Origin of the sequence: Burkholderia metallica, from assembly GCF_001718555.1 — a bacterium.
Taxonomy (GTDB): Bacteria; Pseudomonadota; Gammaproteobacteria; order Burkholderiales; family Burkholderiaceae; genus Burkholderia; species Burkholderia metallica.
In genome coordinates this window covers 2,776,760-2,797,311 of sequence record NZ_CP013401.1, presented here as the reverse complement: position 1 = coordinate 2,797,311, position 20,552 = coordinate 2,776,760, and the positions used below count along the sequence as shown (strand labels likewise).

Here is a 20,552-nt window from a genome sequence, read left to right as displayed (position 1 = left end):
GAGGTCCGTCCGGAGGAGTACGACGATGAAGGCTCGATGGTGGTGGACCGTGCTGCTCGCGGCGCTGCTGGGCGCGTCGGCGATCGCGCACGCGTGCGATTCGTACGCGCCGGGCGGCGGCCAGTCCGGTTCGGGCGACGCCGCGCAAGGCAAGAGCGGCTACTAACGATCGAGGGGCATGATCGGTCATGCCCCTTTTTACGCTCCGATTCATTCCTTTAAGGAATCAGTGAAAGCGAATCGACGCGTTTATCGACCGAATCGATTCGAATAGAGTGCAGTCCATTCACTCCACTCATTCGAAGGAATTCGCCATGAACCCCAATCGCTACAATGATTTCGCCGCCACGCTGCTGCGCGTCGCACTCGGCGTGCTGTACCTCGCGCACGTCGCGCAGAAGGTGTTCGTCTTCACGCTGCCCGGCACCGCGCAGTTCTTCGCGTCGATCGGCCTGCCGGGCTGGCTCGCGTACCTGACGACGTTCGTCGAGCTGGCCGGCGGGCTGGCGCTGCTCGCGGGCTTCCGGGTGCGCGTCGCCGCGCTCGTGCTGCTGCCGTTCATGCTTGGCGCGACCGCCACGCATCTGCCGAACGGCTGGAGCTTCGCGTCGCCGCACGGCGGTTGGGAATATCCGGCGTTCTGGGCCGTCACGCTCGCGGTGCAGGCGCTGCTGGGCGGCGGGGCGTTCGCGCTCGGCGCACGGGAGGCGGCGGTTCAGCGTGCCTGACCAACCGTCGAGCGCGTCGGCACGGCGCAACCCGTTCCGGTGACCCCCCGTTTGCCGATATCATCGCTCCCTGTATCCGCAATCGAGCGGCGCCTGCCATGCGGCGGGCGCCGCGCGGCTTTTTCGGGGGAATTCATGACGGTGATCGTGGTGGCGAATCCGAAGGGCGGCGTGGGGAAGAGCACGCTGTCCACCAATCTTGCCGGCTATTTCGCGGCGCAGGGCGCGTGGGTCGCGCTCGCCGACCTGGACCGGCAGCAGTCCGCGCATGCGTGGCTCGACCTGCGGCCGCACGGGTTGCCGGCGATCGAGGCATGGGCGCTCGATCCGGACGCGCCGACGAAGCCGCCGCGCGGCCTCGAATACGCGGTGATCGATACGCCTGCCGGCTTGCACGGCAACCGGCTCAACGTCGCGCTGCAACTGGCCGACAAGGTGATCGTGCCGCTGCAGCCGTCAATGTTCGATATTCTCGCCACGCAGCAGTTTCTGGAGCGCCTCGCCGGAGAGAAGGCCGTGCGCAAGGGCAGCGTCGAGGTCGGGATCGTCGGGATGCGGGTCGATGCGCGCACGCGCTCGTCGGACCAGCTGCACCGGTTCGTCGAAGGGCTCGGCCTGCCGGTGCTCGGCTACGTGCGCGACACGCAGAACTACGTGCAGATCGCCGCGCACGGCCTCACGCTGTGGGACGTCGCGAAGAGCCGGGTCGAGAAGGATCTCGAACAGTGGCGGCCGATCGTGGAATGGGCCGAACGCCGGGCGCCGAAGCCCGAGAAGACGGAGCGGGCCGCCAAGGCGCCGTGATCGCGCGGCCGCCGGGCCTGCGCAGGATAAAACGAGAAAGGGCCGGATCCCGTCGCGCGGAATCCGGCCCTTCGACCGTCGGCGGCACTGCCGCGCCCGCGCACCGGGGCGCGGGCGGGCGCTCGGGTCAGGTCCAGTTCTGCGTCGGCACGTGATCGCGATGGCCCTTGATCTTGTTGCCGTCGTCGATGAACACGAGCCTCGGTTTCCAGCCGGCCTGCAGTTCGGCTTCGTCGACCATCGCGAACGCCGCGATGATCACGAGGTCGCCGAGTTGCGCGCGACGCGCGGCCGAGCCGTTCAGCGAGATCATCCCGCTGCCGCGCTCGCCCTTGATCGCGTACGTCGAGAAGCGCTCGCCGTTGTTGATGTTCCAGATGTCGATCCGTTCGTTCTCGATGATGCCCGAGGCTTCGAGCAGGTCTTCGTCGATCGCGCACGAGCCTTCGTAGTGCAGCTCGCAGTGCGTGACGGCCGCGCGGTGGATCTTCGATTTGAGCATGTGGCGCTGCATGGTGTCTCCGTGATGCGTCGTGAGAGGCGCGGGCGGGCGGCCCGTCAGATTTCCAGGTTGTCGATGAGGCGCGTCGCGCCGAGCTTCGCGGCCGCGACGACGACGAGCGGTTCGCCTGCTTCGAGCTGGGCCGCGTTCGGCGCGATCAGGTTCGCGCGGCGGCGGATCGAGATGTAGTCGGGCGCCCAGCCGCGGCCGGACAGATGCGTGCGGGCCATGTCCTCGAGCTTGCCGAGGTCGCGCTCGCCGCCGAGCACGCTTTCGCGGATGCGCTGCAGCGTCTTCGCGAGTTCCGGCGCTTCGCTGCGCTCGTCGGCCGACAGGTAGCGATTGCGCGACGACAGCGCGAGGCCGTCCCCGTCGCGCACGGTTTCGGCGGCGATGATGTCGACCGGCAGCGCGAGCTGCTGGCACATGCGGCGCACGATCATCAGCTGCTGGTAGTCCTTCTTGCCGAACACGGCGACGCGCGGCTGCACGCAGGCCATCAGCTTCGTGACGACCGTGCACACGCCGGTGAAGAAGCCCGGCCGGAATTCACCTTCGAGGATCCCGCCCAGATCGTCCGGCGGCTGCACGCGGTACTCCTGCGGTTCCGGGTACATGTCGCGCTCGGTCGGCGCGAACAGCACGTACACGTTTTCCTTCTGCAGCTTCTCGATATCGTCCTGGAGCGTGCGCGGATACTTGTCGAAATCCTCGTTCGGGCCGAACTGAAGCCGGTTGACGAAGATGCTCGCCACGACCGGGTCGCCGTGCTGGCGCGCGAGGCGCATCAGCGACAGGTGCCCTTCGTGCAGGTTGCCCATCGTCGGCACGAACGCCGTGCGGTTCTGTCCACGCAACTGGTCGCGCAGTTCCTGGATCGAGCTGATGACTTTCATGATCGGGTAGCGGTTTCCTCGCGCATGCGCGCGTTGGCGCCGCAGCAGCGGCGTCGGGGTCGAAGCGGAGAACGCCGGCGCGCGGGCGGCGCATCGGGCGTCGGCGGATTGTAGAGGATTTGGCCGCCAAACGCATCGAAAAGAGAACGATCGTTCACTTTTTAGCCGGGCGTGCCGGCGACGACCCGCGCGGCTGCGCCGGCCCGTGGTGAAGCGGCGGGTATGCCGGGATGAGTCGGGAGAACGGGAAGGGGCGGGCGCGGGCGTTATGCGGCCGTTACGCGGGCAGGTACGCGAGACGCACGTAGATCGGCGCGAACGGCTCGGCCTGCGTGATCTCGAGGAGCGATTCGCGCGCGAGTTCGAGCATCGCGATGAAGTTCACGACGACGACCGGCACGCCGCGCGACGTGTCGAACAGCTCGGCGAACTCCATGAAGCGCGCGTTCTGCAGCCGGCGCAGGATCAGGCTCATGTGCTCGCGCACCGACAGCTCCTCGCGGGAGATCTTGTGATGCTGGACGAGCTTCGCGCGCTTGAGCACGTCGGCCCATGCGGCGCGCAGGTCGTCCGAATTCACGTCGGGGAAGCGCGGCGTGACGCTCTGCTCGATGTAGACTTCGGCGCGCAGGAAGTCGCGGCCGAGCTGCGGCAACTGGTCGAGCCGCTGAGCGGCGAGCTTCATCTGCTCGTATTCGAGCAGGCGGCGCACGAGTTCGGCGCGCGGATCCTCGGCTTCCTCGCCGGTGTCGGCCTTCTTCACCGGCAGCAGCATCCGCGACTTGATCTCGATCAGCATCGCGGCCATCAGCAGGTACTCGGCCGCAAGCTCCAGGTTCGTCGTGCGGATCTGGTCGACGTAGCCCAGATACTGCGCGGTGACCTGCGCCATCGGGATGTCGAGCACGTTGAAGTTCTGCTTGCGGATCAGGTAGAGCAGCAGGTCGAGCGGGCCTTCGAAGGTCTCGAGGAACACCTCGAGCGCATCGGGCGGGATGTAGAGATCCTGCGGCAGCTTGAAGAGCGGCTCGCCGTACAGGCGCGCGAACGCCGCGACACCGTCGACCGTGTCGGGCGTCGAATCGGCGCCCGCGGGCGCGGCGATCGCGTCGTCCTGCCGGGCGGCGCTGGCCTCGTCGGCGGCGCTCACGTCGTCAGAAGTTCTGGTAGTAGACGTACGACGTTTGCTTCACGCGCGATTCCTGCTGCTCGGCGCGCTCTTCGAGGTCGATCGGCTGCTTGTCCCACAGCAGGGAACGGCCTTTGCGCTGCTCTTCCTCGAGCGTCGGCTTCTGCTGCTTGAGCTGGTTCAGGAACTGCGTGACATCGGACTGGTACGGCATGGCTGGATTTTCCGTTTCGGGCGGCGCACGATGCGCCGGATTCACGATGGCGGGATTTTACCGCATCGCGGGAACGGCCGGCGTCAATCGCGCGTCGAATCCGCGGGCCGGTGCAGCACCGGTGCGGCGGTTTACAAACATTAAGCTTTGACGCCGGCACCCTGTGGTCAAATACAGGGTTTTCCACGAAACCGTGACAACCGAGGGCGAGGTCATATTTGGCGGGGCAGTCGAATCAGCAAGCACGCACGGCACATGACGCGGGTCCGCGCGTGGAACGCCATCGCGCCGCCGCGGCGCGCGCCGCGCGCGCGGCCCTCGCGGGTTGCCTTGCCGCGTGCTTCGCGCTGCCGGCCCATGCGAAATACGACGTCGACATCGACGCGCCGCGCGCGATTCGCAAGCTGCTCAAGGCCCATCTCGATATCGCGCGCTTCGCGAAGCGCGACGACATCAGCGACGACCAGTTCGACTTTCTCGTCACCGCCACGCCGCAGCAGGTGCGCGACCTGACCGCGACGGCCGGCTATTTCTCGCCGGTGGTGCGCACCGACGTGCGCACGCGCGACGGCAAGCGCGACGTGCGCATCGCGGTCGATCCGGGCAACCAGACCGTCGTGTCGACGGTCGACCTGACCTTCAAGGGGCCCGTCGACACCGAGGATCCGAAACAGGAAGCCGCGACCCGCTTCGCGTTTTCGCTGAAGCCGGGCGATCCGTTCACCCAGTCCGACTGGGACGACGCGAAGAGCGCCGCGCTCAGGCAACTGCAGGCGCGCCGCTATCTCGGCGCGAAGATCGCGTCGTCGGAGGCGCGCATCGACCCGGGCACGCAGCGTGCGATGCTCGCGGTCACGTTCGACAGCGGCCCGACGTTTACGATCGGCAAGGTCGATGTCGACGGCGTGCGGCGCTATCCGGAGAAGATCGTCACGAACGTCAATCCGCTGTCGGAAGGCGAGATCTACGACGTGCAGCGGATCACCGAATTGCAGCGCCAGTTGCAGAACACGCCTTACTACGCGAGCGTCGCGATCGACGTCGGCGACGATACGTCGAAGCCCGAGCTCACGCCCGTGCACGTGAAGGTCAGCGAGTTCCCGTACAACAACATCCGCGGCGGCGTGGGCTTCGCCACCGATACCGGCCCGCACGTGCAGGGCTCCTATACGTATCTCGACACGTTCGGCGCCGCGTGGCCGCTCACCGTATCGGGCCGGCTCGACCAGATCCAGCAATACGGGCAGGTCCAGTTGTCGATGCCGCCGGGCGAGAAGGGCTGGACCAACAGCGTGCTCGCGTCGTACACGAACACCAACGTGTCGGACACGCGCATCTACAGCGCGCGGGTCGGCGTGCAGCGCACGCGCACCGGGCAGTTCATCGACTATTCGTATTCGCTGATGTACTACCAGGACCGGCTCGACCAGAACGGCGCGGGGCCGACCACGAGCCGTGCGCTGGTGCCGCAATGGGCATGGACGCGCCGCAACGTCGACGATCCGCTGTTCCCGCGCTCGGGCAACCTGATCCACGCCGAGGCCGGCTTCGCGGTCAAGGGCGTGCTGACCGACCAGAGCTTCATCCGCGGCTATGCGCGCGGCCAGCAGTACCTGCCGGTCGGCAAGCGCGACCTGTTCGTGTTCCGCGCGGAGCTCGGCGGCGTATTCACGGGCGGCAGCTCGACCGGCGTGCCGGCGTCGCTGCTGTTCCGCGCGGGCGGCTCGAACTCGGTGCGCGGCTACGGCTACCAGAGCATCGGCAACAGCGTCGACGGCTCCGTGCTGCCGACCAAGTACCTGATGACGGGCACCGCCGAATACCAGCACTGGTTCAACCGCGACTGGGGCGCCGCGACGTTCTTCGACATCGGCACCGCCACCGATGCGTGGGGCGAACGCGTGTTCTACCCGGGTGTCGGCGTCGGCGCGCGCTGGCGCAGCCCCGTCGGCCCGATCAACGTCGACGTCGCGTACGGGCTGCGCAACCATAGCGTGCGCCCGTACCTGACGCTCGGCATCGCTTTCTGACCGTACCGCTTCACCGACGACGAACCGCATGACGAAGGACCCGAACGACACGCCGCCGCCTCCCGATCCGGACTTGCCCGACGGCGCGCCCGACGCGCCGCCGCGTGCGCCGCGCCGCGGGCCGGTCGCGCGCATCGGGCGCTTCGTCGCGTGGACGTTCGCGACGGTCGTGCTGCTCGTCGTGGTGGCGGCCGCGCTCGTGCTGGGCGCGGCGACGACCGAGCGCGGCACGCGGCTCGCATGGCAGGCGGCCGAGCGCGTGCTCGGCGCGCGGCTCGCGGGCACGCTCGAAGGCGGATCGCTTGCGACCGGCGTGCGGTTGCGCGGGTTTGCGTGGACGAGCCCCGACGGCACCGGCACCGAAGTCCGCATCGACCGGCTCGACGGCCGCTGGGCGCTGACCCGCGCGCCGTGGCGTCTGTCCATCGTGTATCTTCGCGCCGGCACGATCGATGTGCGGATCGCGCCGGGGCCGTCGACACCGGCTACGACGCCGCAGGACCTGAGCCTGCCGCTGCAGTTGCGGATCGACGACCTGCGCGTCGATCGTCTCGCGATCCACGACGGCGGCTCGACGACGCAGCTCGACCACATCGCACTGAACGGGCGCAGCGACGGCCGCCACCACGAGCTCGTGCTCGACGGTGTCGACACGCCGTACGGTGCGCTGACCGCGCGCGCGAAGCTCGACGGCGTGAAGCCGTTCGCGCTGACGGGCGAAGCCACTTATGCGGGCAAGCTGTCCGACGAGCCGGTCGATGCGCGGGCGCGCGTGTCGGGCTCGCTCGAAGCGCTCGTCGCCGAAGTCGACGCGAGCGGGATGAAGCTGAACGGGCGCGCGCACGTCGAGGCCGCGCCGTTCGGCGCGGTGCCGCTCACGCGCGCGTCGCTCGCGTTCGATCACGTGAACCCGCAGGCGCTCGCGCCCGGTGCGCCGGCCGCCGACCTCGCGGTGCGCGCGGAACTCGCACCGGTGAGCGCGCCGGCCGGCGCCGCGCGCGCGACGGGTTTCGCGGTGACGGGCCCGGTGTCGATCGTCAATGCGAAGCCCGGCACGCTCGGCGAGCACCTGCTGCCGGTGATCGATGCGCACGCGAACGTGCATCTCGACGCGCACGCGCAGCGGATCGACGATCTGGCGCTGAAGCTGATCCGCGACGGCAGCGTGACGGGCAACGGCACGCTGGCGGGCGGCAAGGGCCGCTTCGACCTGAAGGTCGCGAATCTCGACCTGAACGCGTTCGTCGCCGAGCTGCGGCCGATGCGTCTCGCCGGCCCGCTCGGCGTGACGCTCGCGGGCGACGTGACGACCGTCGATTTCAACCTGAACGATCCGAAGCTCGCGCTCGGCGCACGCGCGAAGGTTGCGCTGACGCCGCAGCAGACCGTGCTGAGCGACGCGCGCGTGACAGCGGGCAAGGGCCGCATCGACCTGACGGGCGTGTTCCGTCACGATGCGCATTCGAGCTACGACGCGAAGGCGACGCTGACGGCGTTCGATCCGTTGTTGCTCGCCGCGATGAATGCGCCGCAGGCGAGCGGCGGCAAGGCGGCCGCCAATGCGGTCAAGGGTGCCAAGGCGCCGGCCAGACGCGGCGAGACGCGCGTGTCGGGCACGCTGACGGCATCGGGCGCGTTCGCGCCGCAGGTGTCGACGAAGGCGACCTTCAAGCTCGGGGACAGCCTGTACGACGGCGTGCCGCTGACCGGCGCCGGCGTCGTGCAGCTCGCCGGCTCGCGCATCCTGCCGAGCAACGCGAACCTGTCGATCGCGGGCAATCACGTCGACCTGCGCGGCAGCTTCGGCGCGCCCGGCGACCGGCTGCGCTTCGTCGTCGACGCGCCGCAGCTCGACCGGCTCGGCTTCGGCGTACAAGGGCTCGTGCAGGCGCAGGGCGACCTGACCGGCAGCTTCGCGCACCCGAACGTGACGGCCACCTACAAGGCCGAGCACGTGGTCGTCGGCTCGAACCGGATCGGCGCCGCACAGGGTCGCGCGGACATCCGCGACGGCGCACACGGCGCGCTCGTGTTCACGGCCGACGCGTCCGACATCGCGCTCGGTTCGCTGCAGCTGAAATCGCTGCGCGCGAACCTCGACGGCACGCGCGCGAAGCACACGCTCGACGCGTCGGCGCTCGGGATCGCGGGCGGCCGCGTGGTCGACCTGACGCTCGCGGCGAACGGCGGCGTGGTCGAGAACCGCGACGGGATGCGCTGGGACGGCACGGTGACGCGCCTGGCGAACCGCGGCACGCCGGCCGTCGCGCTGCAGTCGCCGCTGACCGTGTCGGCCGGCGCCGGTCGCGTGACGCTCGGCGCGACGCGGCTCACGCTCGAAGGCGCGGCGATCGACCTGAAGTCGTTCGTATTCGATCACGGCCAGATGCGCTCGGCGGGTTCCGTCAGCGGCGCGTCGGTCGCGCGATTCTTCGAAGTTCGACAGGAGCTGACCGGTCAGCGGCCGCCGGTGCGGACCGACGTCGTGCTCGATGCGGACTGGGATTTCTCGCTCGGCGCGAACGCGACGGGCTACGTGCAGGTGAAGCGCCGCGGCGGCGACGTGACGATCGAGAGCGGGCGCGGCATCGCGTCGCTCGGGCTGACCGACCTCACCGCGCGCGCGAACTTCACGCCCGGCAACCGGCTCAACGTGACGGCGCTCGCGAAGGCGAGCCGGATCGGCACCCTGGACGCGAACGTCACGGTGCCGTTCGCGCTGCGCGACGGCGTGTTCGGCGTGGTCGACGACGGCCCGCTGTCGGGCCGCATCGACGCCGACATCCCGGCGCTGAAGACGACCGGCAACCTGTTCGGGCCGAGCTACCTGCTCGGCGGGCGCGCGGCGCTCAAGCTGACGGTTGCGGGCACGCCGGTGAAGCCGAACCTGTCGGGGATGCTGACGGGCGACGATTTGTCCGCGACGCTGATCGACCAGGGTGTGCAGTTGAAGGACGGCATCGTGCGCGTGAAGCTGTCGGACAACCTCGTCGAATTCCAGCAGGTCGAATTCCACGGCGGCGACGGTACGCTGCGCGCGCTCGGCCGCGTGCGCCTCGACGGCGAAGCGCCCGACCTGACCGCGAGCATCGTCGCGGACAAGCTCGAACTGTTCGCGGCGCCGGATCGCAAGCTGTCGCTGTCGGGCAAGGCGACCGTCGCGAACGACGGGCCGCGCGGCGCGCTGTCGATCGACGGCAAGTTCGTCGTCGACCGTGCGCTGTTCGACTTGCCGGAGGAGTCGGCGCCGCACCTGTCGGACGACGTGGTGATCCTGCAGCCGGGCGGCACGGTGCGCGGCGACACGCCGACCGGCACCGCGGCCGCGAAGCCGAAGCCGGTCGCGGACAAGCCGGCGTCGTCGCTCGCGCCGCGCGCGAACATCGACATCGGCCTCGGCAACAACTTCCGCTTCAAGGGCCACGGCGCGGATCTCGGGCTGCGCGGCACAATCACCGTGATGAGCGCGCCGGGCGTGCCGCTGCGCGCGGTCGGCAACGTGCGCGTGACCGAAGGCTCGACGTACACGTCGTTCGGCCGCAAGCTCGCGATCGAGAACGGCTTCTTCACGTTCAACGGCCCCGTGTCGAACCCGGGCGTCAACATTCTCGCGATGCGGCGCAACCAGGAGGTCGAGGCCGGCGTGCAGGTGACGGGCACGATCCAGTCGCTGACGGTCAAGCTCGTGTCGGAGCCGAACGTCACGGACAACGAAAAGCTGTCGTGGCTGCTGTTCGGGCACGGCACCGACCAGGGCAACAACGTCGGCCAGCAGGGCGCGATGACGGCCGCGCTCGGGCTGCTCGGCAGCGTGACCGGCAAGCGCGTCGCGCAGACGTTCGGTCTCGACGAGGTGTCGGTCGGCCGCAGCGAAGTCGGCCTGACCGATCCGCAGGTCGTACTCGTGTCGAAGGCGATCAACGAGCGGTTCGTGCTCGGCTTCGAGCAGGGCCTGCAGTCGGCGAGCAACGCGTTCAAGGCGACGATCAACCTCACGCGTTTCTGGTCGGTGTCCGCGTACGGCGGCACGTTCCAGGGCGTCGATCTGAACTACACGCGGCGCTTCGATCGCTGGTTCGGCAGCGACGGCGCGCGCGGGCGGCGCGCCGAGCAGCCATAAAAAATCCCCGCACGAAACGTGCGGGGATTTTTTTCGTGCAGGCGGTCGCGCGTTCGGCTTACTTCACGCGCATCCCGGGCTTCGCGCCGCTGTGCGGCTCGAGGATGTAGAGGCCCGGCTCGGCCTTCTCGTCGGTAGCCGACGCGGCCAGCACCATCCCTTCGGACAGGCCGAACTTCATCTTGCGCGGCGCGAGGTTCGCGACCATCACGGTCAGCTTGCCGACGAGCTGCTCGGGCTGGTACGCGGACTTGATGCCCGAGAACACGTTGCGGGTCTTTTCCTCGCCGACGTCGAGCGTGAGCTGCAGCAGCTTGTCCGACCCTTCGACCGCCTGGCACGCGACGATCTTCGCGATGCGCAGGTCGATCTTCGCGAAATCGTCGATCGAGATGGGGGCGTCGTCGGCGCCGTTCACGACGGCCGGCTTCGCGTTCGCCTTGGCTTTGTTCTTCGCATCCTTCGCGGCATTCGCGCTCGCGGCGGCCGCACCGGTGGCCTCGGCCTGCAGCGAATCGCGGTTCGCGGCGAGCAGCGCGTCGATCTGCTTCGCATCGACGCGCGTCATCAGGTGCTGGTACGCCTTGATCGGCTGCGCCGACGACAGCGGCTTCGCGGCATCGGCCCACGCGAGCGGCGCGATCCCGAAGAACGCCTCGACCGCTTCGGCCACGCGCGGCATCACCGGCTTCAGCGCGAGCGACAGCAGGCGGAACGACTCGAGGCTCACGCTGCAGGTTTCGTGCAGCGCGACCGCATTGGCCGGATCCTTCGCGAGATCCCACGGCTTCGCGCCGTCGACGTACGCGTTCACTTCGTCCGCGAGCTCCATCGTATGGCGCAGCGCGCGGCCGTACTCGCGCGCTTCGTAGTGCGCGGCGATCTGCGGAATCGCATCGCGCAGCTTCGCGACGAGCGGATGGTTCATCGCGCTATCTTGTACGCGGCCGTCGAAGCGCTTGATCAGGAAGCCCGCCGCGCGGCTCGCGATGTTCACGTACTTGCCGACGAGATCGCTGTTCACGCGTGCCTGGAAGTCGTCGAGGTTCAGGTCGATGTCTTCCATCGTCGCGTTCAGTTTCGCGGCGAAGTAGTAGCGCAGCCATTCCGGGTTCAGGCCCGTGTCGATGTAGCTCTGCGCGGTGATGAATGTCCCGCGCGACTTCGACATCTTCGCGCCGTCGACGGTCAGAAAGCCGTGCGCGAACACGTTGGTCGGCGTGCGGTGGCCCGAGAACTCGAGCATCGCGGGCCAGAACAGCGTGTGGAAGTACAGGATGTCCTTGCCGATGAAGTGATACTGCTCGGTGTTCGAACCCGGGCGGACCCACGCGTCGAAATCGATGCCGTTGCGGTCGCACAGGTTCTTGAAGCTCGCGTAGTAGCCGACCGGCGCGTCGAGCCACACGTAGAAATACTTGCCGGGCGCGCCCGGGATCTCGAAGCCGAAGTACGGCGCGTCACGCGAGATGTCCCAGTCGGCGAGCTTGGCTTCGCCGGCGTCGCCGAGCCATTCGCGCATCTTGTTGGTCGCTTCGGGCTGCGCGAGGCCGCTCACCCATTCGCGCAGGAACGCTTCGCAGCGCGGATCGGACAGGCGGAAGAAGTAGTGCTTCGACGTCTTGCGCACCGGCGTCGCGCCCGACACGACCGAATACGGGTTCAGCAGTTCGGTCGGCAGGTAGGTCGAGCCGCACACTTCGCAGTTGTCGCCGTATTGATCCTTCGCGTGGCACTTCGGGCACTCGCCCTTGATGAAGCGGTCCGGCAGGAACATTTCCTTGACGGGATCGTACGCCTGCTCGATCTCGCGCTCGGCGATGAAGCCCGCTTCCCGCAGCGCGACGTAGATCTTCTCGCTCAGCACGCGGTTCTCGTCCGAATCGGTCGAGTAGAAGTTGTCGAACGACACGCCGAAGCTGTCGAAGTCGCGCTTGTGTTCGGTCCACACGCGCTCGATCAGTTGCTTCGGGGTCAGGCCTTCCTTCTCCGCGCGCAGCATGATCGGCGTGCCGTGCGTATCGTCGGCGCCGATGTAATAGACCTCGTGGCCGTGCATTCGCAGCGTCCGCACCCAGATGTCGGTCTGGATGTACTCGACCAGGTGGCCGATGTGGATCTGCCCGTTGGCATAGGGCAGTGCGGACGTAACAAGGATCTGGCGGCCGCCTTGCGGCGCCGCAGCCTGCACGGAAGTGAAGTCGGATGCGGACATAGGGTCTGTAGAGGAACGGCGGAAAAACGACGGGAAACCGCGATTCTAGCAGGGGCGCGTGCCGGCGCGGCGGGCGGGCGCCGCGGACCGGACGCCGGAAGGGACGGGGCCGCACGGAGGGCATGCCCGGCGGCGGTGTGCTGCGATGCAGCACGAAAATTGCGGGCAAAAAAAACCGGGGCGGATACGGCCCCGGAGCAACAACGACAAGAGGAGAATGGTGACGCGCCGGCAACACCAGCCGCGTACCGTAAATACTGACCACGGCCTGCGACAGAAGTTCGAAAATTTTTTCGATTTGTTACCGGCCCCGCCGAAAGCCTTGCCCGGCGGGGCTGCGCGGGCACGAGACCCGCGCCTTCCCCTCGTCGTGCGCTTACTGCGCCTGCGCGGCGCGCAGGTAGATTTCGACGCGGCGGTTCTGTGCGCGGCCGGCTTCGGTCGCGTTGTCCGCGATCGGATTCGATGCACCCATGCCTTGCGCCGACAGGCGGGCGCCGTTCACGCCGCGCTGCGCGAGTGCGTTCACGACGCTTTGCGCGCGGTTCTGCGACAGCGTCTGGTTCAGCTGCGCCGAGCCCGTGCTGTCCGTGTAGCCGACGATCGATGCCGTCACCTGCGGGTTCTGGTTCAGCGTCGTCGCCAGGTCGTTCAGCAGCGGCGTGAAGGCCGGCGTGATCGCGTACTGGTTCGTCGCGAACGTCACCGAGCTCGGGACGTTCAGCTTCAGCGAGCCGTCCGGCTGCTCGGTCACTTGCGTACCCGTCTGCGCTGCCGACGGCGCGAGCTTGTTCTTGATCGCCTGCCAGTTGTAACCCGTCACGCCGCCGACCAGCGCGCCGACGCCTGCGCCGATCGCCGCGCCCTTGCCGCCGCCCGCCAGTGCGCCGATGCCTGCGCCCAGCGCCGCGCCCGTGCCGGTACCGACGGCCGTGTTCGAGCCTTGCTGCGTGGCGCAACCTGCCAGCAGTGCGCCGGCCAGTGCAAAGACGGAAAGGCGAGTCGCGATTTTCATGTTCATCTTGGATTCCTCTCTTGGTTGAACGAGTCGACAACGACGACAACAACAGTTACGGCTTCCGGCGCGGGCCACCCGAAAAAGGAGGGTGGGCCCGCATGCGCGGCAGCCGCCGAGGCGGCCGCATGTCCTGTCCGTCAGCGTAGCTGTTGGGACAGTGCGACGCGTCAGCCTCTACAATATAGGCGGTTAGCGGCCGATTTGGCCCCATAGCATGCCGCACGCGAAGAGTGCGCCGGGTCGCGCGTTCGCGCAATGGCGTGCAACAGATTCTTTCACTTTTCCCGATTTTCGCAGCGTAATTTGATATTTTTTGACGTTTGCGTGGGAGAAAAACGTTTTCATGGAGTTTCGATGAGCATTGACCGGGCACAAGTCGACGCCGCATTGGCGGCTGTCGTCGACCCCAATACGGGCCGTCCGTATGCGGCGAACAAGGGCGTGCGCAACGTCGCGATCGACGGCGACGTCGTCACGCTCGACGTGGTGCTCGGCTATCCCGCGCGCAGCCAGCACGACGACGTGCGCGCACGCGTCACCGCCGCGCTGCAGGCCGTGGCCGGCGTGCGCGACGCGCGTGTCGCCGTATCGCAGGAGATCGTCGCGCATACGGTGCAGCGGGGCGTGAAACTGCTGCCGAACGTGAAGAACATCGTGGCGGTCGCATCGGGCAAGGGCGGCGTCGGCAAGAGCACGACCGCCGTCAACCTCGCGCTGGCGCTGGCCGCGGAAGGCGCGTCGGTCGGCATTCTCGATGCCGACATCTACGGCCCGTCGCTGCCGACGATGCTCGGCATCCACGGCCAGCGGCCGGAGTCGCCCGACAACCAGTCGATGAACCCGCTCGTCGGACACGGGCTGCAGGCGAACTCGATCGGCTTCCTGATCGACGAAGACAATCCGATGGTGTGGCGCGGCCCGATGGCGACCTCCGCGCTCGAGCAGCTGCTGCGTCAGACCAACTGGCGCGAGCTCGACTACCTGATCGTCGACATGCCGCCCGGCACCGGCGACATCCAGCTCACGCTCGCGCAGCGCGTGCCCGTCACCGGCGCGGTGATCGTCACGACGCCGCAGGACATCGCACTGCTCGATGCGAAAAAGGGCCTGAAGATGTTCGAGAAGGTCGGGATTCCGATCCTCGGCATCGTCGAGAACATGAGCATCCACGTCTGCTCGAACTGCGGCCACGAGGAGCACATCTTCGGCGCCGGCGGGGCCGAGCGGATGGCGAAGGACTACGGCGTGAACGTGCTCGGCAGCCTGCCGCTCGACATCGCGATCCGCGAGCGCGCCGACAGCGGCACGCCGACGGTCGTGGCCGATGCCGGGGGCGCGCTGGCGCGCCGCTACCGCGACATCGCGCGCGGCGTGGCGCTCGCGATTGCCGAGCGCGCGCGCGACATGACGTCGAAGTTCCCGTCGATCGTTGTTCAAAATACGTAAAACCCTTGCGGGGCGGGGCCTCAACGCTGTTTACGGCGCCGCGAGGCGCGGTATCATGGCGACTTTTCCCGGGTCCCTTTACCTGCCCGGCGCGGCCGCCGTGTCAAACGGCCGTCAGCCGGCATGAGGATCGAATGAAACAACGACATCACGGCGTGCGCGCCGGCCGCGTGCGGTACGCGCTGCTGGCCGCCGCCGCGCTGGGCCTGCTGGCCGGCTGCACCTCCTTTTCCTCGTCGCACGAAAAACGGGCCGACGCGCAACTGCAGCCGACGGTCGGCTCGCAGGCGCGCGGCGCGGTCACGTTCGTCGAGCGTCCGGACGGCGTGCAGGTCACCTACAACCTGGCCGGCCTGCCGCCGAACACCGATCACGCGTTGCAGGTGCACGAACGCGGCGACTGCAACGCGGGCGACGGCTCGAGCGCCGGCCAGGTGTTCGCGCCGGCCGCCGACCGGCTGCGCGCCGGTGCGCGCGTCGCCGGCGATCTCGGCAACATCCATGCGGACGCGAACGGCGTCGCGGCCGGCTTCATCGTCGCGCCCGATCTGGCCCTCGATGGCGTGCGCTCGGCGATGAACCGCGCGGTGCTGGTGCACCGCGACGCGAGCGACCCCGCGTTTGCGCAGCACGGCGCGGGGCCGGCGCTGGCCTGCGGCGTGATCCGTTGACGGCCGCCGCGTGCGCAGGCCGATGATCGCGTAAAATGTGCGCCTTTCCCGGCCGCTGCCTCGCGCGAGCGGCCCTTCCCGACTGTCACGCAGCGTTTCCTGGCGCCCCGAATATGCAACGACCCCAACGCTCACTTCGTTCGCTGTCCCCCGAAGGGACGGCCAGCTTCCTTGGGACGGCCCGGCGGAGGCTCGCATGAGCATCAAGTCCGACAAATGGATTCGGCGCATGGCCGAAGAACACAAGATGATCGAGCCGTTCGTGCCCGATCAGGTTCGCGCGTCCGAGGACGGCCGCCGGATCGTCAGCTACGGCACGTCGAGCTACGGCTACGATATCCGCTGCGCGGACGAATTCAAGATCTTCACGAACATCAACTCGACGATCGTCGATCCGAAGAACTTCGACGAGGGTTCGTTTGTCGATTTCAAGGGCGACGTGTGCATCATCCCGCCGAACTCGTTCGCGCTGGCCCGCACCGTCGAATATTTCCGCATCCCGCGCACCGTGCTGACCGTCTGCCTCGGCAAGTCGACCTATGCGCGCTGCGGGATCATCGTCAACGTGACGCCGTTCGAACCCGAGTGGGAAGGCTACGTCACGCTGGAATTCTCGAACACCACGCCGCTGCCCGCGAAGATCTACGCGAACGAAGGCGTCGCGCAGGTGCTCTTCTTCGAAAGCGACGAAGTGTGCGACGTGTCGTACGCGGATCGCGGCGGCAAGTATCAGGGGCAGCGCGGTGTCACGCTGCCGAAAACCTGATCTGGTTGCATAACGTCTCACCAGTTTCCGGGTGACCGCTGCGCGTGACGCGCCGCGGTCGTTCTTTTTGGAGAATCGCCCATGAAGTTTCGTTTCCCCGTCGTCATCATCGACGAAGATTTCCGCTCCGAGAACATCTCGGGCTCCGGCATCCGGGCGTTGGCCGAAGCGATCGAGAAGGAGGGCGTCGAAGTCCTCGGCCTCACGAGCTACGGCGATCTGACGTCGTTCGCGCAGCAGTCGAGCCGCGCGTCGTGCTTCATCCTGTCGATCGACGACGACGAACTCATGCTCGGCGAAACCGGCCCGGACGGCGAACTGCCCGAGCTCGCGACCGCGATCATCGAGCTGCGCGCGTTCGTCACCGAAGTGCGCCGCCGCAACGCGGACATCCCGATCTTCCTGTACGGCGAGACGCGCACGTCGCGCCATTTGCCGAACGACATCCTGCGCGAACTGCACGGCTTCATCCACATGTTCGAGGACACGCCGGAGTTCGTCGCGCGCCACATCATCCGCGAAGCGAAGGTCTATCTCGACTCGCTCGCGCCGCCGTTCTTCAAGGAACTCGTGAAGTACGCGGACGAAGGCTCGTACTCGTGGCACTGCCCGGGCCACTCGGGCGGCGTCGCGTTCCTGAAGAACCCGCTCGGCCAGATGTTCCACCAGTTCTTCGGCGAGAACATGCTGCGCGCGGACGTCTGCAACGCGGTGGACGAACTCGGCCAGCTGCTCGACCACACGGGCCCGGTCGCGGCGTCCGAGCGCAACGCGGCGCGCATCTTCAGCGCGGACCACCTGTTCTTCGTGACCAACGGCACGTCGACGTCGAACAAGATCGTCTGGCATGCGACGGTCGCACCGGGCGACATCGTGCTGGTCGACCGCAACTGCCACAAGTCGATCCTGCACGCGATCACGATGACGGGCGCGATTCCGGTGTTCCTCACGCCGACGCGCAACCATTTCGGCATCATCGGGCCGATCCCGCGCGACGAATTCAAGCCGGAGAACATCCGCAGGAAGATCGAGGCGAACCCGTTCGCGCGCGAGGCGCTGCGCGCGAACCCGGACATGAAGCCGCGCATCCTGACGATCACGCAGAGCACGTACGACGGCGTCGTCTACAACGTCGAGATGATCAAGGACCTGCTCGGCGACCTGCTCGACACGCTGCACTTCGACGAAGCGTGGCTGCCGCACGCGACGTTCCACCCGTTCTACCGCGACATGCACGCGATCGGCGACGGCCGGCCGCGCACGGGGGCGCTCGTGTTCGCGACGCACTCGACGCACAAGCTGCTCGCGGGCATCTCGCAGGCGTCGCAGATCGTCGTGCAGGATTCGGAGAACCGCACGTTCGACAAGCACCGCTTCAACGAGGCGTACCTGATGCACACGTCGACGAGCCCGCAGTACGCGATCATCGCGTCGTGCGACGTCGCGGCCGCGATGATGGAGCCGCCGGGCGGTACCGCGCTCGTCGAGGAATCGATTGCCGAGGCGATCGATTTCCGCCGCGCGATGCGCAAGGTCGACGCCGAGTACGGCGACGACTGGTTCTTCAGCGTGTGGGGCCCGGACAACCTGTCCGCAGAAGGCATCGGCTCGCGCGAGGACTGGATGCTGAAGCCGAACGACCACTGGCACGGCTTCGGCCCGCTGGCGGAAGGCTTCAACATGCTCGACCCGATCAAGGCGACGATCATCACGCCGGGGCTCGACGTCGACGGCGAATTCGGCGAGACCGGCATTCCGGCCGCGATCGTCACGAAGTACCTGGCCGAGCACGGGATCATCGTCGAGAAGACCGGCCTGTACTCGTTCTTCATCATGTTCACGATCGGCATCACGAAGGGCCGCTGGAACTCGATGGTGACCGAGCTGCAGCAGTTCAAGGACGACTACGACAACAACCAGCCGCTGTGGCGCGTGCTGCCGGAATTCGTCGCGCAGCATCCGCGCTACGAGCGCGTCGGCCTGCGCGACCTGTGCACGCAGATCCACGACGTGTACCGTGCGAACGACATCGCGCGCCTGACGACGGAGATGTACCTGTCGGACATGGAACCGGCGATGAAGCCGTCGGACGCGTTCGCGAAGCTCGCGCACCGCAAGATCGACCGCGTGCCGCTCGACGAGCTCGAAGGTCGCGTGACGAGCATCCTGCTCACGCCGTACCCGCCGGGCATTCCGCTGCTGATTCCGGGCGAGCGCTTCAACAAGACGATCGTGAACTACCTGCGGTTCGCGCGCGACTTCAACGAACGCTTCCCGGGCTTCCACACCGACATCCACGGCCTCGTCGCGGAAGACGTGAACGGCCGCGTCGAGTACTTCGTCGACTGCGTGCGCGACTGATGGCGGCGCATGGACGAATCCGGGCGATGCGCGCGGCGCTGGCCGCGCTCGTCGTCTGGGCGGCAGGGGCGGCGGGGCTGGCGGGCGCAGGGGCCGCGCACGCGGAAGTCGCCGCGGCCGACCCGATCGACGTCGCGATGCGGCAATGCCTCGCGCGGCGCGACCGGTCGTCGCCGGCCGGCCAGATCCAGTGCATGGGCGAAGCGCAGCAGCAGTGGCAGGCCGTGATGGACGGCGCGTACCAGCGCCTGCTGAAAGATGCGCCGGCCGACGCGAAGCGCGGCTGGCAGGACAGCCAGCGCCGCTGGCTGACGTGGCGCAAGGACGAAGTGCAGTTGCTGAAGGCGGTGTACGACACGACGCGCGGCACCGCGTACGCGATGTCGAGTGCCGATCTGCAGTTGCAGCCGGTGCGCGATCGCGCGCTGGCGCTGCGCAGTGCAGCGGATCGCTATGCGCCGCCGCCTGCCGCCGTGCCGGTCGCGGCCACGAGCGGCGCGCAGGGCGGCCCGGGCGCGGCCCGGGGCGCGACCCTGCCGACCGGCAAGCCGGCGCCGCACGATCCGGCCGTGCGTCGCGTGCGGCCGTGCGAACAGGATGCCGCGTGCGAGCACGCGCTGTTCGACCTGAACCGCTATTACCAGAAGCTGCGCCGCAAGATGCCGGCGCATTCGGCTGCGACGCTCGTGCGCGCGCAGCGTGCGTGGATCGGGTTCCGCGATGCGACGGCGCCGCTCGTCGGCGAGGACGGCCGCGTCGACCTGATCGGCGCGCGCATCGCGACGATGAAACGGCTGTCGGAGACGGCCGGCAACAAGTAAGCGCCGGGCCGCGACGGTCGCGATCACGGCGTCACGCAAAACGGGCACCCTGTCGGGTGCCCGTTTGCATTCGGGAGCGGCGCGACGCGCTTACGCGGGCTGCTGCGTATCGAGGCGGCCGAACCACGACGGCACGAGCGCAACCGCATCGTCGAGCGACGCGAGCACGTGCAGGCTCAGCGCGACGATTTCGGGCGTCGGCGCCTTCAGGTCGGGCACGGTGACGACCGATGCGCCGGCCCCCGCGGCCGACAGCGCGCCGAAGTCGCTATCTTCGAACGCGACGCATGCGCGGGCCGGCACGCCGAGGCGTTCGGCCGCGAGCCGGTAGACGGCCGGATCGGGCTTGCCGCGCGCGACTTCGTCGCCGCCCGCGATCGCGCGGAAGAACGGCAGCACGCCGACCGCGTCGAGCCGTGCGCGAATCACGTCGCACGCGGACGACGAGGCGACCGCGCACGGAATCCCGGCCTGCGCGAGCGCGTCGAGCAGCGCGAACGCGCCGGGCTTCAGCGGAAACTTCGGATGCGGTTCGGGCGACGCGAGTTGCTCGCGCACGCGGGTGCGCACCGCGTCGAACGTGTCGGGGTGGCCGATCAGCCGCGCCAGGATGACCTGGCCTTCGGCGAACGAGCGCCCGACGATCTGCAGGTAATCGGCGACGGTCAGCGTGACGCCGTGCGCGTTCGACACGTCGATCCACGTGTTCATGATGGTCCGCTCGGAATCGACGAGCAGGCCGTCCATGTCGAAGAGCGCGGCGGAAAAGGTCATCGGCGGCATGCGGGAAGCGGGGCAGGCGACGGGCGGCACGATGGCCGCCCGAATGAA

17 protein-coding genes are annotated in these 20,552 nt (G+C 68.1%); 10 read left to right on the top strand and 7 right to left on the bottom strand.

The window, feature by feature from the left end; all coding sequences use genetic code 11:
- The first annotated feature begins 25 nt into the window (after positions 1 to 25).
- The 3 genes from WJ16_RS35275 (at position 26) to WJ16_RS12575 (ending at position 1,532) form a co-directional block, all read left to right on the top strand.
- The gene (locus WJ16_RS35275) at positions 26 to 166 is read left to right on the top strand and encodes a hypothetical protein (RefSeq protein ID WP_167375370.1); all 141 of its coding nucleotides are present in this window, start codon (positions 26 to 28) and stop codon (positions 164 to 166) included.
- 148 nt (positions 167 to 314) lie between these two features.
- Positions 315 to 728, top strand: a complete 414-nt coding sequence (locus WJ16_RS12580; RefSeq protein ID WP_069257330.1) for a DoxX family protein — start codon at positions 315 to 317, stop codon at positions 726 to 728.
- A gap of 135 nt (positions 729 to 863) precedes the next feature.
- A complete protein-coding gene (locus WJ16_RS12575) occupies positions 864 to 1,532 on the top strand; it encodes a ParA family protein (protein ID WP_069257329.1) in 669 nt (222 codons plus the stop codon).
- Between the two features lie 127 nt (positions 1,533 to 1,659).
- On the opposite strand, the gene panD is transcribed toward WJ16_RS12575, so the two are convergent.
- The 4 genes from panD to WJ16_RS12555 form a co-directional block, all read right to left on the bottom strand.
- Positions 1,660 to 2,046: an aspartate 1-decarboxylase gene (panD, locus tag WJ16_RS12570; protein WP_069257328.1), complete on the bottom strand. Its 387-nt coding sequence runs from the start codon at positions 2,044 to 2,046 to the stop codon at positions 1,660 to 1,662.
- A 44-nt stretch (positions 2,047 to 2,090) separates the two neighbouring features.
- Positions 2,091 to 2,930, bottom strand: a complete 840-nt coding sequence (panC, locus tag WJ16_RS12565) for a pantoate--beta-alanine ligase (RefSeq protein WP_069257327.1) — start codon at positions 2,928 to 2,930, stop codon at positions 2,091 to 2,093.
- Positions 2,931 to 3,207: 277 nt separating this feature from the next.
- Positions 3,208 to 4,080 (bottom strand): segregation and condensation protein A, encoded by an 873-nt coding sequence (locus WJ16_RS12560; RefSeq protein ID WP_069257326.1) that lies wholly within the window; start codon positions 4,078 to 4,080, stop codon positions 3,208 to 3,210.
- A gap of 4 nt (positions 4,081 to 4,084) precedes the next feature.
- Positions 4,085 to 4,273: a DUF3460 family protein gene (locus tag WJ16_RS12555; protein ID WP_006478107.1), complete on the bottom strand. Its 189-nt coding sequence runs from the start codon at positions 4,271 to 4,273 to the stop codon at positions 4,085 to 4,087.
- 218 nt (positions 4,274 to 4,491) lie between these two features.
- On the opposite strand from WJ16_RS12555, the gene WJ16_RS12550 reads away from it, so the two are divergent.
- Together WJ16_RS12550 and WJ16_RS12545 are read left to right on the top strand one after the other, a co-directional pair.
- Entirely contained in the window at positions 4,492 to 6,303 is a 1,812-nt protein-coding gene (locus WJ16_RS12550) for an autotransporter assembly complex protein TamA (RefSeq protein WP_069257325.1), read from the top strand.
- 28 nt (positions 6,304 to 6,331) lie between these two features.
- Positions 6,332 to 10,423, top strand: coding sequence for a translocation/assembly module TamB domain-containing protein (locus tag WJ16_RS12545; RefSeq protein WP_069257324.1), 4,092 nt, complete (start codon positions 6,332 to 6,334; stop codon positions 10,421 to 10,423).
- A gap of 58 nt (positions 10,424 to 10,481) precedes the next feature.
- On the opposite strand, the gene metG is transcribed toward WJ16_RS12545, so the two are convergent.
- Together metG and WJ16_RS12535 are read right to left on the bottom strand one after the other, a co-directional pair.
- Positions 10,482 to 12,638, bottom strand: coding sequence for a methionine--tRNA ligase (gene metG / locus WJ16_RS12540; protein WP_069257323.1), 2,157 nt, complete (start codon positions 12,636 to 12,638; stop codon positions 10,482 to 10,484).
- Between the two features lie 376 nt (positions 12,639 to 13,014).
- Entirely contained in the window at positions 13,015 to 13,659 is a 645-nt protein-coding gene (locus WJ16_RS12535; RefSeq protein WP_069257322.1) for a YiaD family glycine zipper/OmpA-like lipoprotein, read from the bottom strand.
- Positions 13,660 to 14,010: 351 nt separating this feature from the next.
- On the opposite strand from WJ16_RS12535, the gene apbC reads away from it, so the two are divergent.
- The 5 genes from apbC (at position 14,011) to WJ16_RS12510 (ending at position 19,721) form a co-directional block, all read left to right on the top strand.
- Complete coding sequence (gene apbC, locus WJ16_RS12530; RefSeq protein ID WP_069257321.1) at positions 14,011 to 15,102, top strand: iron-sulfur cluster carrier protein ApbC; 1,092 nt, start codon at positions 14,011 to 14,013, stop codon at positions 15,100 to 15,102.
- 134 nt (positions 15,103 to 15,236) lie between these two features.
- The gene (sodC, locus tag WJ16_RS12525; protein ID WP_069257320.1) at positions 15,237 to 15,773 is read left to right on the top strand and encodes a superoxide dismutase [Cu-Zn]; all 537 of its coding nucleotides are present in this window, start codon (positions 15,237 to 15,239) and stop codon (positions 15,771 to 15,773) included.
- A 196-nt stretch (positions 15,774 to 15,969) separates the two neighbouring features.
- Positions 15,970 to 16,539 carry a dCTP deaminase gene (dcd, locus tag WJ16_RS12520; RefSeq protein ID WP_006398615.1) on the top strand — a complete coding sequence of 190 codons (570 nt, stop codon included), beginning with the start codon at positions 15,970 to 15,972 and terminating at the stop codon, positions 16,537 to 16,539.
- An 81-nt stretch (positions 16,540 to 16,620) separates the two neighbouring features.
- Entirely contained in the window at positions 16,621 to 18,900 is a 2,280-nt protein-coding gene (locus WJ16_RS12515) for an arginine/lysine/ornithine decarboxylase (RefSeq protein WP_069257319.1), read from the top strand.
- Complete coding sequence (locus WJ16_RS12510) at positions 18,900 to 19,721, top strand: lysozyme inhibitor LprI family protein (protein WP_069257318.1); 822 nt, start codon at positions 18,900 to 18,902, stop codon at positions 19,719 to 19,721. The genes WJ16_RS12515 and WJ16_RS12510 overlap by 1 nt, the downstream gene beginning before the upstream one ends.
- A 90-nt stretch (positions 19,722 to 19,811) precedes the next feature.
- Here WJ16_RS12510 and WJ16_RS12505 read toward each other — a convergent pair whose 3' ends face one another.
- A complete protein-coding gene (locus WJ16_RS12505; protein ID WP_069258049.1) occupies positions 19,812 to 20,495 on the bottom strand; it encodes an HAD family hydrolase in 684 nt (227 codons plus the stop codon).
- Between the last annotated feature and the right edge of the window lie 57 nt (positions 20,496 to 20,552).

Coding starts and splice junctions, on each gene's coding strand:
- WJ16_RS35275 (WP_167375370.1), top strand. CDS start 26: ATGAAGGCTCGATGGTGGTGGACCGTGCTGCTCGCGGCGCTGCTGGGC.
- WJ16_RS12580 (WP_069257330.1), top strand. CDS start 315: ATGAACCCCAATCGCTACAATGATTTCGCCGCCACGCTGCTGCGCGTC.
- WJ16_RS12575 (WP_069257329.1), top strand. CDS start 864: ATGACGGTGATCGTGGTGGCGAATCCGAAGGGCGGCGTGGGGAAGAGC.
- panD (WP_069257328.1), bottom strand. CDS start 2,046: ATGCAGCGCCACATGCTCAAATCGAAGATCCACCGCGCGGCCGTCACG.
- panC (WP_069257327.1), bottom strand. CDS start 2,930: ATGAAAGTCATCAGCTCGATCCAGGAACTGCGCGACCAGTTGCGTGGA.
- WJ16_RS12555 (WP_006478107.1), bottom strand. CDS start 4,273: ATGCCGTACCAGTCCGATGTCACGCAGTTCCTGAACCAGCTCAAGCAG.
- WJ16_RS12545 (WP_069257324.1), top strand. CDS start 6,332: ATGACGAAGGACCCGAACGACACGCCGCCGCCTCCCGATCCGGACTTG.
- metG (WP_069257323.1), bottom strand. CDS start 12,638: ATGTCCGCATCCGACTTCACTTCCGTGCAGGCTGCGGCGCCGCAAGGC.
- WJ16_RS12535 (WP_069257322.1), bottom strand. CDS start 13,659: ATGAACATGAAAATCGCGACTCGCCTTTCCGTCTTTGCACTGGCCGGC.
- apbC (WP_069257321.1), top strand. CDS start 14,011: ATGAGCATTGACCGGGCACAAGTCGACGCCGCATTGGCGGCTGTCGTC.
- sodC (WP_069257320.1), top strand. CDS start 15,237: ATGAAACAACGACATCACGGCGTGCGCGCCGGCCGCGTGCGGTACGCG.
- dcd (WP_006398615.1), top strand. CDS start 15,970: ATGAGCATCAAGTCCGACAAATGGATTCGGCGCATGGCCGAAGAACAC.
- WJ16_RS12515 (WP_069257319.1), top strand. CDS start 16,621: ATGAAGTTTCGTTTCCCCGTCGTCATCATCGACGAAGATTTCCGCTCC.
- WJ16_RS12510 (WP_069257318.1), top strand. CDS start 18,900: ATGGCGGCGCATGGACGAATCCGGGCGATGCGCGCGGCGCTGGCCGCG.
- WJ16_RS12505 (WP_069258049.1), bottom strand. CDS start 20,495: ATGACCTTTTCCGCCGCGCTCTTCGACATGGACGGCCTGCTCGTCGAT.